Genomic DNA, 14493 nt, shown 5'->3' on the forward strand with positions numbered 1-14493 from the left:
AGTAAATTAACGGCTAAGAGATTTGAGACTTTTCTGCTTTCAAAAAGGAAATTTCAACTATTTTTATCAATTATTGGACAATAATGAGGAGACTAGTATACCTTTTACTTTTTTTTATTCTTTCGTTCACGACCGGATGTGAGGAAGAATTTGAACCTGTGCAAGTAGATCCAGAATCAGAATTCCAACCCTTATCAGTTGGAAACTTTTGGATATATGAGGTAGAGGAGACGATTTATTTTGGGGAAAATGACTTCGAAACTTCCAATTTTTTTTATCGGGACAGAATCAGAGGCACTTATCTGGATTCAGAGTTGCGACTTGTTTTTATCGTAGAAAGAAGCAAGTCCAATGATCGGAATACTTGGACGAAACAATTGGAATATACACTTCAGATTCGGGACAAATTACTCATAAGAAACACAAACAATAAGCCGGTAATTGCGCTGAATTTTCCTCCTTTTATGGGGAAAAAATGGAATGGATTAGCTTTTCAGGCCTTGGGAAAAGACGAATTTGAGATTGACTCCGTAGCTTCAGTGGGAAGCGGAGTTGACCAATCTTTTGATTTGGTAAGAGTAAACCAGGAAGAATTAGATGATAAAGTCACCCAGAGAGATGTGCGTTTTGAACTTTTTCAGAGGAATATAGGCCTGGTTGAAAAATACGATGAGGTGCTAACCTATTGTTCAAGAAATAATTGTCTGGGACAACAGATTATTGATGGAGGGTCGAAAGTGAGATTGAAACTGATCGAATATGATATTCGCTAGATTCTTTTTGGTTGTTTTTCTTTTTTTTGGAATTCTTGAAGGCAATAATGCTCATGCGCAAGACCGCTTCGTGGTTTTTTTTAAATACAAACCACAAAGCGAATATTCTCTAACTAGACCTCAGGACTTTTTAACACCAAAAGCGCTCAATAGAAGAATCAGAGAAGGAATCCAGCCGGATAGCTTGGATTTACCGGTTTCATCCAAGTATGTACTTGAAGTCAAGACGAGCTCCCTGGATATTCTGTATACGAGTAAATGGCTCAATGCTGTCATCATCGTAGCCAATGAAAGTCAAATCAATGCTATTAAAGCCTTTCCATTTGTGCAGAGGGTTGAATTAGCGGCCAAAGGGTTTTTGCCCAGACCAGGATCCAAGATGGAGGATGAGGTGAGCTCCAAAATTTCTGATAAAGCCATTCATCCCAAATGGAATCTAAGGGAGTTGGACATTCAAACCAATTCCTATGATTTTCAAAATCAACTGATTGGTATTGATAAAATGCATGAAGCCGGATTCACCGGCAAAGGGGTGACGGTGGCCGTTTTTGATGCAGGTTTTCCGGGGATGAAGACCGCAAGTCCATTTGCGCATCTTTTTACCAACAATCAGATTTTAGCTCAGCTGGATGTGGTAAGGCCATGGAATAAAGAGGTTTTTCAGGACAATCAGCATGGTACCAATGTCACATCCTTAATTGCTGCCAAGGAGCCCGGAAAACTGGTTTCGGGAGCATTTGACTCCAATTTTATTCTTGTGATTACAGAGGAAGTAGCCACCGAATATAGAATTGAAGAACTCAATTGGGTAAGAGGGATTGAGTTTGCGGATAGCTTGGGAGTTGATATTGTGAATAGCTCATTGGGCTATTATGATTTTGATGATCCGAGTATGGATTATTCCATTGGAAAGTTGGATGGAAAAACAGCCTATATCACCCAAGGAGCAAATATTGCTGCCAAAAAAGGAATCCTTGTCGTCAACAGTGTGGGCAATTATGGCTCAAGAGGAGCAAGTAGTCTAACTGCTCCCTCAGATGCGTTTGGTATTTTATCTGTTGGATCTGTGACTACTACATCCACTGTTTCCAGTTTTAGTTCCAGAGGACCGACTGGAGACGGTAGAATAAAGCCTGAACTGGTTGCTTTTGGTCAAGCCCCAATTTTGGTTAGGTCAAATGGAGTAGTGGGAGCGGGGCAAGGTACTTCTTTTTCTGCCCCTCAGATTTCTGCACTAGCCGCTGGGCTTTGGCAAGCGCGTCCTGAATGGACCAAGGATCAACTGATTCTCAATCTTTTGCGAAGTGCCTCTCAATACGGAAATCCTGACAACAATTTAGGGTATGGAATTCCCAATTTCACCTCTGCCTATTTTGGGGAAATCCTAAGTGTGGAGTCGGAAGAAAATACCACTTGGAAAATCTTCCCCAATCCACTGATTTCTGGAGATTTAACCATTTCCACGGAAGGTGGCTCGGAAATCGATTTGACGGTGTTTGATGTAGCCGGAAGGATGGTTTTGGAAAAAAAAATGGAGAGGAGTTCACCAAAAGAACCTTATACCATCCAGCTGAATCAACTTCATCCCGGTGTATATATCCTTCAAATCCGTGACGGAAATGAAATCAAGAGGGCTAAGCTTCTGAAAAAATAGGAATTTGTCGGGGTAAGAGTTTTTATCTTGATTTGTATTTCTTCCCAATACAACATGTCAACACAGATTGCTCCCTCCATTCTGGCAGCGGATTTTGCCAACCTTCAATCCGAGGTAGAAATGATAAATAGATCCGAGGCAGATTTTATCCATGTGGATATTATGGATGGCAGGTTTGTCCCGAATATTTCCTTCGGAATTCCTGTTACAGAAGCCATTCACCGGCATGCAGCCAAGCCGCTGGATGTCCATCTGATGATTGTCGAACCGGATTTGTATTTGGATGCCTTCAGGGCAGCGGGCGCAGAAATCATTTCCGTCCACTATGAAGCCTGTACCCATTTACACCGCACGATTCAAGCAATTAGGAAGTTAGGAGCAAAAGCGGGGGTGGCGATCAATCCCCATACCTCTGTAGGTCTCTTGAATGAAGTAATTGAAGAGATTGATTTGGTTTGCATCATGTCTGTCAATCCCGGCTTTGGTGGGCAGAAATTTATAGAAAACACCTATTCAAAAGTTTCAAGGCTAAAGGAATTGATTTTGGCTAAAAGATCAAAAGCCTTGATTGAAATTGATGGAGGGGTGAATATTCAAAATGCTCCTTTGCTCGTAGAAGCAGGGGCAGATGTACTCGTGGCCGGAAGTTTTGTATTCAATTCTCCTGATCCTCTTGCAACTATCCGTTCATTAAAGAATTTATAGACTCGAGTTTAGTGAATTCTACCGCTTATCCTAAAATACCTTAAAAAGGACTTTTTTCTTTGGTTTTCATGGCTCAATCGATTTTATTGAGTATTGTATCAATTTAAAATTTATTAGTTATGAAAAAGATTTGGATGTTTTTAGCTCTGTTTTCGGGATTGAGTTTGGGCGCTTTCGCTCAGGAGTCTGCCGAACAAAATGAAGTTACTGATGAGGATTTGAAGAAGTTTGCCACGGTAGAAGTGATGACATCTGATTATGTGGAGAAAAAGACCGAGGAACTTAAAAACATGATCCTTAACAATGAGGTGATTGATGGTGGAGCCCGGTATAATGAAATAAAAGCGGCATGGGGAAATCCGGCAAAAGAGGAAGAAATCAAACTTACAGACGAAGAGCGCTCAGCGTACAAAGCGATCAAAGACTTTCAGGACTCTCTTCAGCAGTCTGTAGTGGATTACAAAACCGAATTGATAAAAGACGATCAGATTCTTGGAGTAAGTATCTACAATAAAGTAAATACAGCTATCAAAGAGGACCCGTCCTTAAAGGAAAAACTGGATCAGGTTGTAGCCGAACTGAAAAAAGAGTCTGGTGATGCTTAATTTCAGCCATTTCTGATATCTGGCAAAAGATTTGAAGAAGTCTCTCAAAAAGAGGCTTCTTTTTTATTTTCACACGAAATTCAAACGGATCACGTTATCAACCCATGATCAGAAAAAAACTTCTCGTCTCCATACTTTTTTTGAGTGTATTAAACCTTTCTTCATTTGCCCAAGATGACGACATTTTTGGAATATCTGAGAAAGCAAAGAATCCAAAAAGTGAATCGGGAGTAGGCAATGCGGTCCGAAATGTGTTAGAAATGTTTGCTCTGGAAATTTCAACCGGTGCCGCCTATCAGCAGATGGCTACTGGTTTTTATTCAGAAAACCCCACGCTTTATCCGATCAGTCAATATCAAAACTTTGAAAATTCTGCTTTTTCTCTTTCGGACACTTTGTCTTTGAAAGGGGGAGATTGGGTTTTTCCCTTGGTTAATGGAGGAGTGAGGATAAATGTGTTTAACCTTATCACCATTGGAGGAGGGTTGGGAAAAGAATGGGGTAACCTGGCTCCAATGAGAGGAAATGATCATGAATTTCAATTTGAAGGTGCAACCTATCAGATCAGTAAGACCTATGGTACTGTGGGTTTAGTTTTATATGATGCCAAGAAAAGACAATCTTTTTTGAAATGGCAGTATCGAAAATACAGTACCAATAATCTATACATGCAATCTGAGCTAAGGCAGCGTGCCAGAGCCAACTACCCTTGGAGATTTATTCTTGAAGGGGAATTTGGAAATATGAAGTTGACTAAGGCATATGATCCGTCTTTGGATTTGCCAGGACAGCCTTACACTCCCAGATTAGCCGTGTCAGAAGATCCCTATTTTGGAGTTTTTTTGAGAATGGAATATGATTTTTCAGAGTACGCCAAATTATTCTTGAAAGGTGGTGCGGAGTTTAGAAAATTCACCTATGCAGCTTCCGATTTCTCTGAATTTCAAAATATTGACCAAAATGTCTATGGGCTTCAGGCGGGCTTGGCCATTAAAATCCCGGGTACAAAAAGATGTAAAATCCAGGGTTGTGGAGTCGTGATGAAGCATCTTCATGATGGAATTGAATATCGGGGAAGCTCTATTTTCAGACTTCAAAACCGTAAAATCGGACAGTGGTACTAATGCCGTAATTATTATTTAAAAGCCATTCCAGCTTTCATAACAAGGTTTTTTAACCTTGCGCTTTTTACTATCTTGCAGCCTTAATTTTGACGCGCGAAAAAGCAATTTATGGCCCAAGGAGAAAACGAGCACATCATTCCAATTAATATAGAAGAGGAAATGCGTGGTGCCTACATCGATTATTCGATGTCGGTTATTGTTTCCAGAGCACTTCCGGATGTCCGCGATGGACTCAAGCCAGTTCACAGAAGAATCCTGTACGGGATGCAAGAACTTGGCGTTTTGCACAATAAGCCTTATAAAAAATCTGCCAGAATTGTTGGTGAGGTTCTCGGTAAGTATCACCCCCATGGTGATTCTGCCGTCTACGAGACCATGGTTCGAATGGCTCAGGACTGGTCACTGAGATATACCTTGGTAGACGGTCAGGGTAACTTTGGTTCTATCGATGGTGACAATGCTGCAGCCATGCGATATACTGAGGCTCGTCTCAAGAGAATTGCTGAGGAATTGTTGGTAGATATCAATAAGGATACGGTAGATTTTCAATTCAACTTTGATGATTCCTTAAAAGAGCCCACTGTACTACCTGCTAAAGTACCAGCTTTATTGCTTAACGGTGCCTCTGGTATTGCTGTAGGTATGGCGACCAATATGGCTCCTCATAACTTGGGAGAGGTCATCGATGGAATTATTGCCTATATCGAAAACAAAGACATCACAGTAGCTGAACTGATGAAGTTTATTGTGGCTCCTGACTTTCCTACCGGAGGGATTATTTATGGCTACAATGGTGTAAAGGCAGCATTCGAAACAGGTAGAGGCCGAATCGTCCTTCGTGGAAAAGCGAATGTGGAGATCAAGGATGGCGGCAACAAAGAGATGATCGTGATCACGGAGATTCCTTACATGGTCAATAAGGCAAATATGGTCGAAAAGACCGCCCAATTGATCAATGAAAAGAAAATCGAAGGTATCTCAGCTATCCGTGACGAATCTGACCGTTCTGGGATGCGCATTGTATACGAGCTAAAGCGTGATGCGGTGGCCAGTGTGGTCTTAAATAACCTATTTAAGCAAACTGCTCTTCAAACTTCTTTCTCGGTGAATAACGTGGCCTTGGTAAAAGGCAGGCCACAGACATTGAATCTGAAAGATCTGATCGTTCACTATGTCAATCACCGACATGAGGTGGTGGTAAGACGTACTGAATTTGAATTGAAAGAGGCTGAGAAAAGAGCCCATATTTTGGAAGGCTACCTCATTGCTCTAGACCACCTGGATGAAGTAATTTCTTTGATCAGAAACTCGGCTGATCCTGAAACTGCCCGAAATGGTCTGATGGAGCGTTTTGGACTAAGTGAGATTCAGGCAAGGGCAATTCTGGATATGCGTTTGCAGCGTCTTACCGGCATGGAACGTGATAAAATTGTACAAGAGTACAAGGAAATCATGGCCTTGATCGAGGAGTTGAAAGAAATCCTGGCTAATGAGGAGAAGCGGATGGAAATCATCAAAACCGAACTCCAGGAAATGCGAGACAGGTATGCTGATGACCGCAGAACTGAAATCGAGCATAATGCCGAAGACTTCAGCTATGAAGATATGATTCCAAATGAGGAGGTGGTGATTACTGTTTCTCATCAGGGATATGTAAAAAGAACAGCATTGACCGAATACCGCACTCAGGGAAGAGGCGGCGTGGGCTCTAAAGGGGTAAGTACCAAAGAAGATGATTGGACTGAATATTTGTTTACAGCATCCACCCATAATTATCTCTTGATCTTTACCGACAAGGGTAAACTATTCTGGCTGAAGACCTATGCCATACCGGAAGGATCCAAGACCTCCAAAGGTCGTCCGATCCAAAACCTGATCAATATTGAGTCAGATGATAAGATTAGATCAATCATCCAGGTAGAAAATCTGGAAGATCAAGACTATATCAATAACCACTTCTTGGTCATGGTGACCAAACAGGGCGTCATCAAAAAGACCACTTTGGAGCAGTATTCCAGACCAAGGTCGAATGGCATTATTGCACTGAATTTCAGGGAAGATGATCAATTGGTTCACGTCGCAATGACCAACGGGGATCAGCATATTGTGATTGCAGCCAAATCAGGAAGAGCAATCCATTTCCATGAATCTGCGGTTAGACCAATGGGAAGAACGGCCACTGGGGTAAAAGCCATCACGTTAACGGATGTTAATGATTATGTCGTTGGCATGGTTTGTGCCTCTAAGGAAAATGCCACCCTACTCGTAGTATCTGAAAAAGGGTACGGAAAGCGGTCCGACCTAGAAGAATACCGAATCACCAACAGGGGAGGCAAGGGTGTTAAAGCCATGAATGTGACCGATAAGACAGGTGCTCTAGTGGCCATCAAAGAAGTAGTGGATACAGATGATCTGATGATTATCAACAAATCAGGTATCACTATCCGAATTTCTATGGACGAGCTCAGAGTGATGGGGCGTGCCACTCAAGGGGTCAGATTAATTAAAGTAGGGGAAGGGGATGAAATATCTTCTGTCGAAAAAATTTCCAGAGAGGAAGAAGAAAATTCAGATTCTTCCGATCTTGCGAACGATTCTTCTGAATCGAATACTGAAACAATAGAGTAACCAAACAATAAAGAAAAAAAACGCTAATGAAAAAGCTAGTTCTCTCGATAGCTATGGTTGCAGCAGCTTCCTTGGCTTTTGGACAAAAAAAGGTGGTCAAAGAGGCAGAAAAAGGTTTTAAGTCTGGAGATCTTCAGACTGCTTTGACTGCTATTGAAGGAGCAACAACCAATCCTGAAACCAGCGGTGATCCTGCAACTTTCTTACTTAAAGCACAGATTCAAACCAAAATATTTGGTACCGATACAGAAAATACAATGGAAACTGTAGAGGTTGGTAATCAAGCAATTTCAACCTTCAATAAGGCCTTTGAAATGGCAGGAAGCAATAAAACTTCTACAGTAGGAAAGGCAGTTTATGCTGAAGAGTTGCCTGGTGTTCCGGATAATTTGAGACCTTATTCACTCCTTACCCTGAAAAACCTAGCATTTGACAAGGCATTGGAGAAATACAACGCTGAAGATCTGGAAATGTCCTATGAATTCTTCAACCTGGCTGGTGAAATTGACAAGACTGACTCTACCATTCACTACAACGCCGGTTTCCTTGCCAATGACTTAGGAAGATTTGAAGACGCGAAAAGACATTTCAATTATCTTTTTGAAATTCCAGGTTATAATAAAACCAATGCTTACTACTTCATGGTGCAGATTTTAAGCACTGAAGAGAAAAATCCTGAAGCAGCTTTTGCTTTGGTATCAAAGGCTCGTGAAGAGTATCCAAACGACAAAGTCTTGGCTGAATATGAAATTCAATTGCTACTTCAGTTGAATAAAATGGACGAAGCTATGGCTCAAATCAAAGATGCCTTGGCAAATGATCCAAACAATTCTGGTTTGTTGTTAAGATCAGGTTACCTCAAAGAGCAAGCAGGTGATTTGAATGGTGCGATGGCTGACTACAAGAAGTCAGTAGAAGTAGATCCTAATTTCTTTGAAGGTAACTACTACACCGGTGCACTTATGCTTGAGCAGTCCAGAGAAATCCTTGCCGAGCTTAACGCACTTTCAGATGATGAATGGGAAAAGAAATCACAGGAAATGGGCAAGCAGGCTGACGATTTGTACAGACAAGCTGTTCCTTTTTTCAATAAGGCCCTTGAAATCAAGCCTGACAACACGGATATCATGATCATTTTGTTTCAAGTGCATACACGTTTGAAGAACAACGCTGAAGCTGAAGCAATGAACAAAAAGATCTCCGCCATTCTTGGCCCTAACTGGCAGGATAATTAATCTTGAAATCTTTACTTGAGAAGGCCGAAAAATTTTCGGCCTTTTTTATTTTTAAATAGAAAATCCAATAATTCTAAAAAGAATATCCGCTTTCTTGCAAGAAGTCTAAAATGGTCTCGAGACCTTGACAAGCTAAGCGAATGAGCTTGGCACTCGGATTTGAGGTTGTAAAGGGAGGGATAATCAAAATTTTTTATTTCATTTTAACTAGTATTTGTCCTTCTGATCGGAATATGGCTTGGTTTAGGTTAATTGGTTTTTTTGTTATCGTCCTGGGCTATCCCTTTTTAGGTTTTGGTCAGGCAGAATTTCAAAAGTCCATCAAATTGTCCTATGAAAGAGGCCCTATGCTCAGCAATGGCACCGATTGGGGAGATCAAATTAAAGATGGATTCCAATACCATGCGGTGGATGTTCAACTAGGTTGGAAGAAATTTGAAAACACCCCCTACAACCACCTTTACAGATATCCAATTTTTGGATTTGGTATTAATTCAACGTTGAACTACAGTTCAGAGATCGGTCGGCCTCAAGCTATTTATGGTTTTATGGATATTCCATTTTCCATTTCTGGACAAAACAGAAAAATCAGTTTTGGATATTTCACACAGTTGGGCCTTGGGTTTAACTTAAAGCCTTTCGATGAACTTGAAAATCCGGATAATCAATACATAGGTTCCAAGGTGAATTGCTATGTCAATGTGGGTTTGAATTCTACCATTAAACTCAGCGAACGCATGGATGTGAAAACCAGTTTTGGATTTAAACATTTTTCAAATGGTTCGACTAAAAGACCCAATGCCGGAATCAACCTTTTTCCAGTCAATTTGGGTGTGCATGTAAAGCTGGGTGAGCTAATTCCAATTCCACAGGAAAAACCGTTGATTCCTGAAAAAGCTCTCAAATCCTTTTGGAACCTTGCCTTGTATACAGGAATAAAAAATTACGAGGTAGGTGAGGAGACTTATTTTCGAGGGGGATTGGGAATCAATTATCTCATTGAGCCAAAATATAAATATCGGTTTGGTTTAGGATTTGACATGTTTTGGGCTCAAGGAATGGAATCCAGAAATCCAGGGGAAACATTTTCAATCAGAGATCAAACTTCTTTGGCAATTGTGGGATCTTGGGAATGGCAAGTGACAGAGAAACTCTATGTGCCGATCGGATTAGGAGCGTATCTCTATCGGAATGAGCTGAATCAAGAAATTACCTGGTTTTATGAAAGGATAGGCGCAAGATACCGATTCGATAATAATATGTTTGCGGGTATGCAAATTAAAGCCCATAAAGCAAAAGCCGATTTTTTTGAGTTCACGGTGGGTTATACCATTCCTTCCAAATAATCATGTGAAGATTTTTTAACCTTCCACTGGTAAAAAATTATTTTTATTTGGTGGCTGATTAGGATAGCTTTCCGAGTCAATTTTCACCCAATATGATCCAACTTAAGAACCAGCTGTTTCTAGCAATTATTGGACTTATTCTCTTTTGTCCACTCTATTCTTTTGGACAATCTGTTCCCTCTTCTCAAGTTTATCACAGCCTTCTCCAACTCCGGGAAACCAAGCGGGTACTTTATGTTGCAGCTCATCCTGACGATGAAAATACCCGATTGATTGCGTATTTGGCCAACGGTGAACATGCGGAAGTAGCTTATCTCAGTTTGACCCGTGGAGATGGAGGACAAAACCTGATTGGAAAAGAGCTGGGCATTGAGCTCGGTCAAATCCGAACCCAAGAATTGATCAAAGCCCGCCAAACCGATGGAGGAAGACAATATTTCACCCGGGCCCTGGATTTTGGCTACAGCAAAGATCCTACAGAAACCCTTCAGAACTGGGAAAAAGAAAAAGTCTTGGCGGATGTGGTTTGGGCTATTCGAAGATTTCAGCCGGATATCATCATTACACGATTCAACACTACTCCCGGAGTGACTCATGGCCATCATACCACCTCTGCAATTTTGGCCGGAGAAGCCTTTGATTTGGCCGGAAAAACAACTGCCTTCTCAGAGCAATTGGCTTATGTAAAACCTTGGCAACCCAAGCGGATTTTTTTCAATGCCTATAATTTCCGTGGCGAGTTTGAGCCTGAGGAAGGCAAAAAATATTATGCTTTTGAAGTGGGTGGATATGATCCTTTGCTAGGAAAGACCTATCATCAGATTGCTGCAGACAGTCGCACTATGCATAAGTCACAGGGATTTGGTGCCACGGCCGGGGCAGGTAAGGCTAAAGATTACATTGAGCAAGTGGGAGGGGAGAATTATATCAATACTCCGTTTGATGGGGTCACCAATCGTTGGGAAAAATTGAATGGAGGAAATGCAGTTCTTTCTCAGCTTGATCAGCTTTTAAAAAATTTCAATTTTGTCCAGGCGGACCAAAATGTCCCTCAATTGCTGGCTTTGAGAAAAGCAATTATTGGCTTGAATTCTCAGGAGACTTGGGTAAAAGAAAAGCTTGAAAAATTGGATCAAACGATATTCAACGCCCTCGGTTTGGAGTATGAGTTTATCGCCAGAAAAGAAACCGGATTTCCGGGTGAGCAAATCAGAACCGATTTGACCTTAACCAACCCATCCCAACTAGAGATCCAAGATGTTTCTGTTCAGATTTTGGATACTTATTTTAAAGGAAGAACTGCCAAAGACAATGCCACCGTTACACTTCCGATTGAATTCAAGATTCCGGAAGAAACTCCTTCCTCTCAACCTTATTGGCTAGAAAATCCACTGGACGGTGCTCTTTTCTCTGTACCAAGTCAGCAAAAAATAGGAGTTCCATTTTCTACTCAAATCGTCGGGGGTGATCTTTCTTTTACTATTGAAGATCAGCAGTTTAAATTACCAGTCCAGTTGTTTTATAAATACAACGATCAGGTAGATGGGGAAATCAAACAGCCATTTACGATTGTACCTGAGGTGGATTTGACCGTTTCCAAAGACAATGTGTTCTTGGTGTCTGGAGCAGATCCCACTGTTACGGTAACCGTCAATTTCAAAAAGCAATTTCTAGATGGAGTACTGGACTTTGAGGGAATTGATAAAAACCAGTTTAAAATACTGAGTGTCGAGGATGAGGTTTACCAGAAAAAGCGGATTTTCAAAGTAGCTTTCCTTCCCAATGGGAATGGGAAAAAGGTGATCACTGCCCGATTTACGACCGAATCAGGCAAAAGATACGATCAGATTACCAAGCAAATTTCTTATAAGCATATTCCCCATTTGACCTATTTTAGTCCGGCAAGTATCAATCTGATCCAGGCAGACTGGAAAGTGTCAGGAAATCACATCGGTTACATTCAGGGAGCAGGAGATAATGTGCCTGGGGTATTGACTGGATTGGGATACAAAGTGACGATGATCGGGGCGAATGATTACTCTCCGGAATACCTCAGTCAGTTTAAGGCCATTGTAGTGGGTATCCGCGCTTACAATACGAATACAGACCTAGCTTCAAATCAACAAGCCTTGATAGAATATGTCAGGGCTGGAGGAACACTTATTGTGCAATACAATACCAGTTCACCACTTTTGACCAATCAACTTGGACCCTTTCCTTTCACTATTGGCAGAGACAGGGTGACTGTTCAGGGTTCTCCTGTAGTGGCAGACTGGAATAGTCCAATTTTGATGGCTCCAAATCAGATCAAAGGAGAGGACTTTGAGGGTTGGGTACAGGAGAGAGGGCTTTATTTTGCTTCCAATCCGGATCCCAAATACCAAACTCCTCTTACAATGCAGGATCCTGGAGAAAATCCTTCTACTGGCTCGCTTATTTATGCCAAATATGGAGAGGGAACTTACGTTTATACAGGGATTTCCTTTTTCAGACAATTACCTTCAGGGATTCCCGGTGCAATCAAATTGTTCATTAATCTGATCGAGCAATAAAATGGAGGGAAATCAAATCAAATGGAGTAAAATTTACTGGGGCTTAATGGCCAGCCTTGTGATCATGATCGCTCTGTTTTACTGGCTAACTGTCGCTTTCGCATGAGTACACTGGATTGGATTGTATTGTTTTGGACTTTGGTTTCCATTGCTGCATTTGGCATTTATAAAACCCGTGGTAAAAAAAGTCTGGAATCCTATCTCAAAGGAAACAAGGATAATTGGTGGACGATCGGCTTGTCCATTATGGCGACTCAAGCTTCTGCTATTACCTTCCTGAGTACTCCCGGACAGGCCTATGAAGACGGGATGAGGTTTATCCAGTTCTATTTCGGGTTGCCATTGGCTATGATTATTATTTCGGTGAGCTTTATTCCCATCTACTACAAGCTGAAAGTCTATACGGCCTATGAGTATCTGGAAAACCGCTTTGACCTGAAGACCAGAACCCTCACTTCTTTGCTTTTCATTATCCAGCGAGGATTGGCAGCGGGTATTACAATTTATGCCCCGGCGATTATTCTTTCCACACTTTTGGGCTGGAATCTGACGTTTACCAATATTTTCATAGGAGTCTTGGTAATTATTTACACCGTTTCAGGTGGTACAGAGGCTGTTTCGATCACCCAAAAGCAACAGATGGCAGTAATGATGGGAGGGATGATCTTGGCAGGAATTATCGTGATCCAGCTGTTACCGATTTCTTTTCAAGAGGCATTGCATGTGGCAGGGAAAATGGAAAAGCTGAATGTGGTAAGTTTTGACTTTGATCTTGCTGATAGGTACAATATCTGGTCGGGAATGACGGCGGCGGTTTTTCTTTTCCTCAGCTACTTTGGTACGGATCAAAGTCAGGTGCAGCGCTATCTCTCGGGACAGACGCTCACTCAAAGCCGAATGGGGTTGATTATGAACGGGTTTCTCAAGATTCCCATGCAGTTTATCATCCTGTTTATCGGGGTAATGGTCTTTGTTTTTTACCAATATGTGCAGCCTCCTGTGATATTTAATAAAGTCCAAACTGAAAAACTCAAAAACAGTGAATATGCTTCAGAGTTGGTGTCTTTGGAAAAAAAGTATACGGAAAGCTTTGAGTCAAGTAGAGCTACGTATCAGGAAATGCTAGCTGCTATAGATTTGGGTCAGGAAGAAAAAGCAGACGAGCTTAAATCCAAGGTTAAGTCTCTTAAATCAGAACAAAACGCCATCCGTGATGAGGTCAAGTCATTGATTGTAAAAAATGATCCTGCTGCAGAGACCCGTGACACGGATTATGTTTTCATGCGCTTTGTGATGGATTATCTTCCTCCGGGCATTGTAGGGTTGCTGTTTGCTGTGATTTTCTCAGCTGCCATGTCTTCTTCTTCTTCTGAATTGAACGCGTTGGGATCGACTACTACTATTGACTTGTACAAAAGATCAATCAAAAAAGAGGCTAGCGACGGTCATTATGTACTTTCTTCCAAAGCATTTACCGCTTTCTGGGGACTGGGAGCCATTCTATTTGCGACGTATGCTTCCTTGTTTGAAAATCTGATTCAGGCCGTGAATCTTTTGGGTTCCTTATTTTATGGAACCATCCTGGGAATTTTTATGGTTGGGTTTTTCATGAAATGGGTTAAAGGCCAAGCCGTATTTATCGGGGCCTTGATGTCCCAAGCTTTGATTTTACTTGTTCATTTCAAAAATGGTGAAGGCATTCTTGGGTTCCATTGGGATATCGGTTTTCTATGGTACAATGCCTTGGGATGCATCTCTGTGATGGTTTTTGCGGCGGTTATCCAGTTGGTGGTACCGAAGAAATAGAAATATTTCTCAAATAATTTAGAGGTTTTTCGACCCGCTTTGGTGTCGTGAAACAATTATTAATC

Annotated in this window: 10 protein-coding genes; all 10 read left to right on the top strand. The window is 41.4% G+C overall.

The features are described from left to right. Positions 1-83 precede the first annotated feature (83 nt). The 10 genes from DDT91_RS13620 (at position 84) to DDT91_RS13665 (ending at position 14428) form a co-directional block, all read left to right on the top strand. Positions 84-773, top strand: coding sequence for a hypothetical protein (locus DDT91_RS13620; RefSeq protein WP_187176746.1), 690 nt, complete (start codon positions 84-86; stop codon positions 771-773). Continuing rightward, positions 760-2427, top strand: a complete 1668-nt coding sequence (locus DDT91_RS13625) for a S8 family peptidase (protein ID WP_187176747.1) — start codon at positions 760-762, stop codon at positions 2425-2427. Before DDT91_RS13620 ends, DDT91_RS13625 begins: the two co-directional genes overlap by 14 nt. A 54-nt stretch (positions 2428-2481) precedes the next feature. Then, on the top strand, positions 2482-3132 hold the full coding sequence (gene rpe / locus DDT91_RS13630) for a ribulose-phosphate 3-epimerase (RefSeq protein ID WP_187176748.1): 651 nt from the start codon (positions 2482-2484) through the stop codon (positions 3130-3132). A 119-nt stretch (positions 3133-3251) separates the two neighbouring features. Next, positions 3252-3737 (top strand): hypothetical protein, encoded by a 486-nt coding sequence (locus tag DDT91_RS13635; RefSeq protein ID WP_187176749.1) that lies wholly within the window; start codon positions 3252-3254, stop codon positions 3735-3737. A 104-nt stretch (positions 3738-3841) separates the two neighbouring features. After that, positions 3842-4861: a hypothetical protein gene (locus tag DDT91_RS13640; RefSeq protein WP_187176750.1), complete on the top strand. Its 1020-nt coding sequence runs from the start codon at positions 3842-3844 to the stop codon at positions 4859-4861. A 108-nt stretch (positions 4862-4969) separates the two neighbouring features. Next, positions 4970-7489, top strand: coding sequence for a DNA gyrase subunit A (gyrA, locus tag DDT91_RS13645; protein WP_187176751.1), 2520 nt, complete (start codon positions 4970-4972; stop codon positions 7487-7489). A gap of 26 nt (positions 7490-7515) precedes the next feature. Beyond that, a complete protein-coding gene (locus DDT91_RS13650) occupies positions 7516-8724 on the top strand; it encodes a lipopolysaccharide assembly protein LapB (protein WP_187176752.1) in 1209 nt (402 codons plus the stop codon). A 140-nt stretch (positions 8725-8864) separates the two neighbouring features. Beyond that, positions 8865-10070 carry an acyloxyacyl hydrolase gene (locus DDT91_RS13655; protein WP_187176753.1) on the top strand — a complete coding sequence of 402 codons (1206 nt, stop codon included), beginning with the start codon at positions 8865-8867 and terminating at the stop codon, positions 10068-10070. 92 nt (positions 10071-10162) lie between these two features. Then, entirely contained in the window at positions 10163-12622 is a 2460-nt protein-coding gene (locus DDT91_RS13660; protein ID WP_187176754.1) for a PIG-L family deacetylase, read from the top strand. A 102-nt stretch (positions 12623-12724) separates the two neighbouring features. Continuing rightward, positions 12725-14428 carry a sodium:solute symporter gene (locus DDT91_RS13665; protein WP_187176755.1) on the top strand — a complete coding sequence of 568 codons (1704 nt, stop codon included), beginning with the start codon at positions 12725-12727 and terminating at the stop codon, positions 14426-14428. Positions 14429-14493: the final 65 nt, after the last annotated feature.

Source organism: Algoriphagus sp. AK58 (assembly GCF_014324365.1).
GTDB lineage: Bacteria > Bacteroidota > Bacteroidia > Cytophagales > Cyclobacteriaceae > Algoriphagus.

Bases quoted from the DNA above. Each gene is read 5' to 3' on its own strand.
- DDT91_RS13620 (WP_187176746.1), top strand. From the start codon at position 84: ATGAGGAGACTAGTATACCTTTTACTTTTTTTTATTCTTTCGTTCACG.
- DDT91_RS13625 (WP_187176747.1), top strand. From the start codon at position 760: ATGATATTCGCTAGATTCTTTTTGGTTGTTTTTCTTTTTTTTGGAATT.
- rpe (WP_187176748.1), top strand. From the start codon at position 2,482: ATGTCAACACAGATTGCTCCCTCCATTCTGGCAGCGGATTTTGCCAAC.
- DDT91_RS13635 (WP_187176749.1), top strand. From the start codon at position 3,252: ATGAAAAAGATTTGGATGTTTTTAGCTCTGTTTTCGGGATTGAGTTTG.
- DDT91_RS13640 (WP_187176750.1), top strand. From the start codon at position 3,842: ATGATCAGAAAAAAACTTCTCGTCTCCATACTTTTTTTGAGTGTATTA.
- gyrA (WP_187176751.1), top strand. From the start codon at position 4,970: ATGGCCCAAGGAGAAAACGAGCACATCATTCCAATTAATATAGAAGAG.
- DDT91_RS13650 (WP_187176752.1), top strand. From the start codon at position 7,516: ATGAAAAAGCTAGTTCTCTCGATAGCTATGGTTGCAGCAGCTTCCTTG.
- DDT91_RS13655 (WP_187176753.1), top strand. From the start codon at position 8,865: ATGAGCTTGGCACTCGGATTTGAGGTTGTAAAGGGAGGGATAATCAAA.
- DDT91_RS13660 (WP_187176754.1), top strand. From the start codon at position 10,163: ATGATCCAACTTAAGAACCAGCTGTTTCTAGCAATTATTGGACTTATT.
- DDT91_RS13665 (WP_187176755.1), top strand. From the start codon at position 12,725: ATGAGTACACTGGATTGGATTGTATTGTTTTGGACTTTGGTTTCCATT.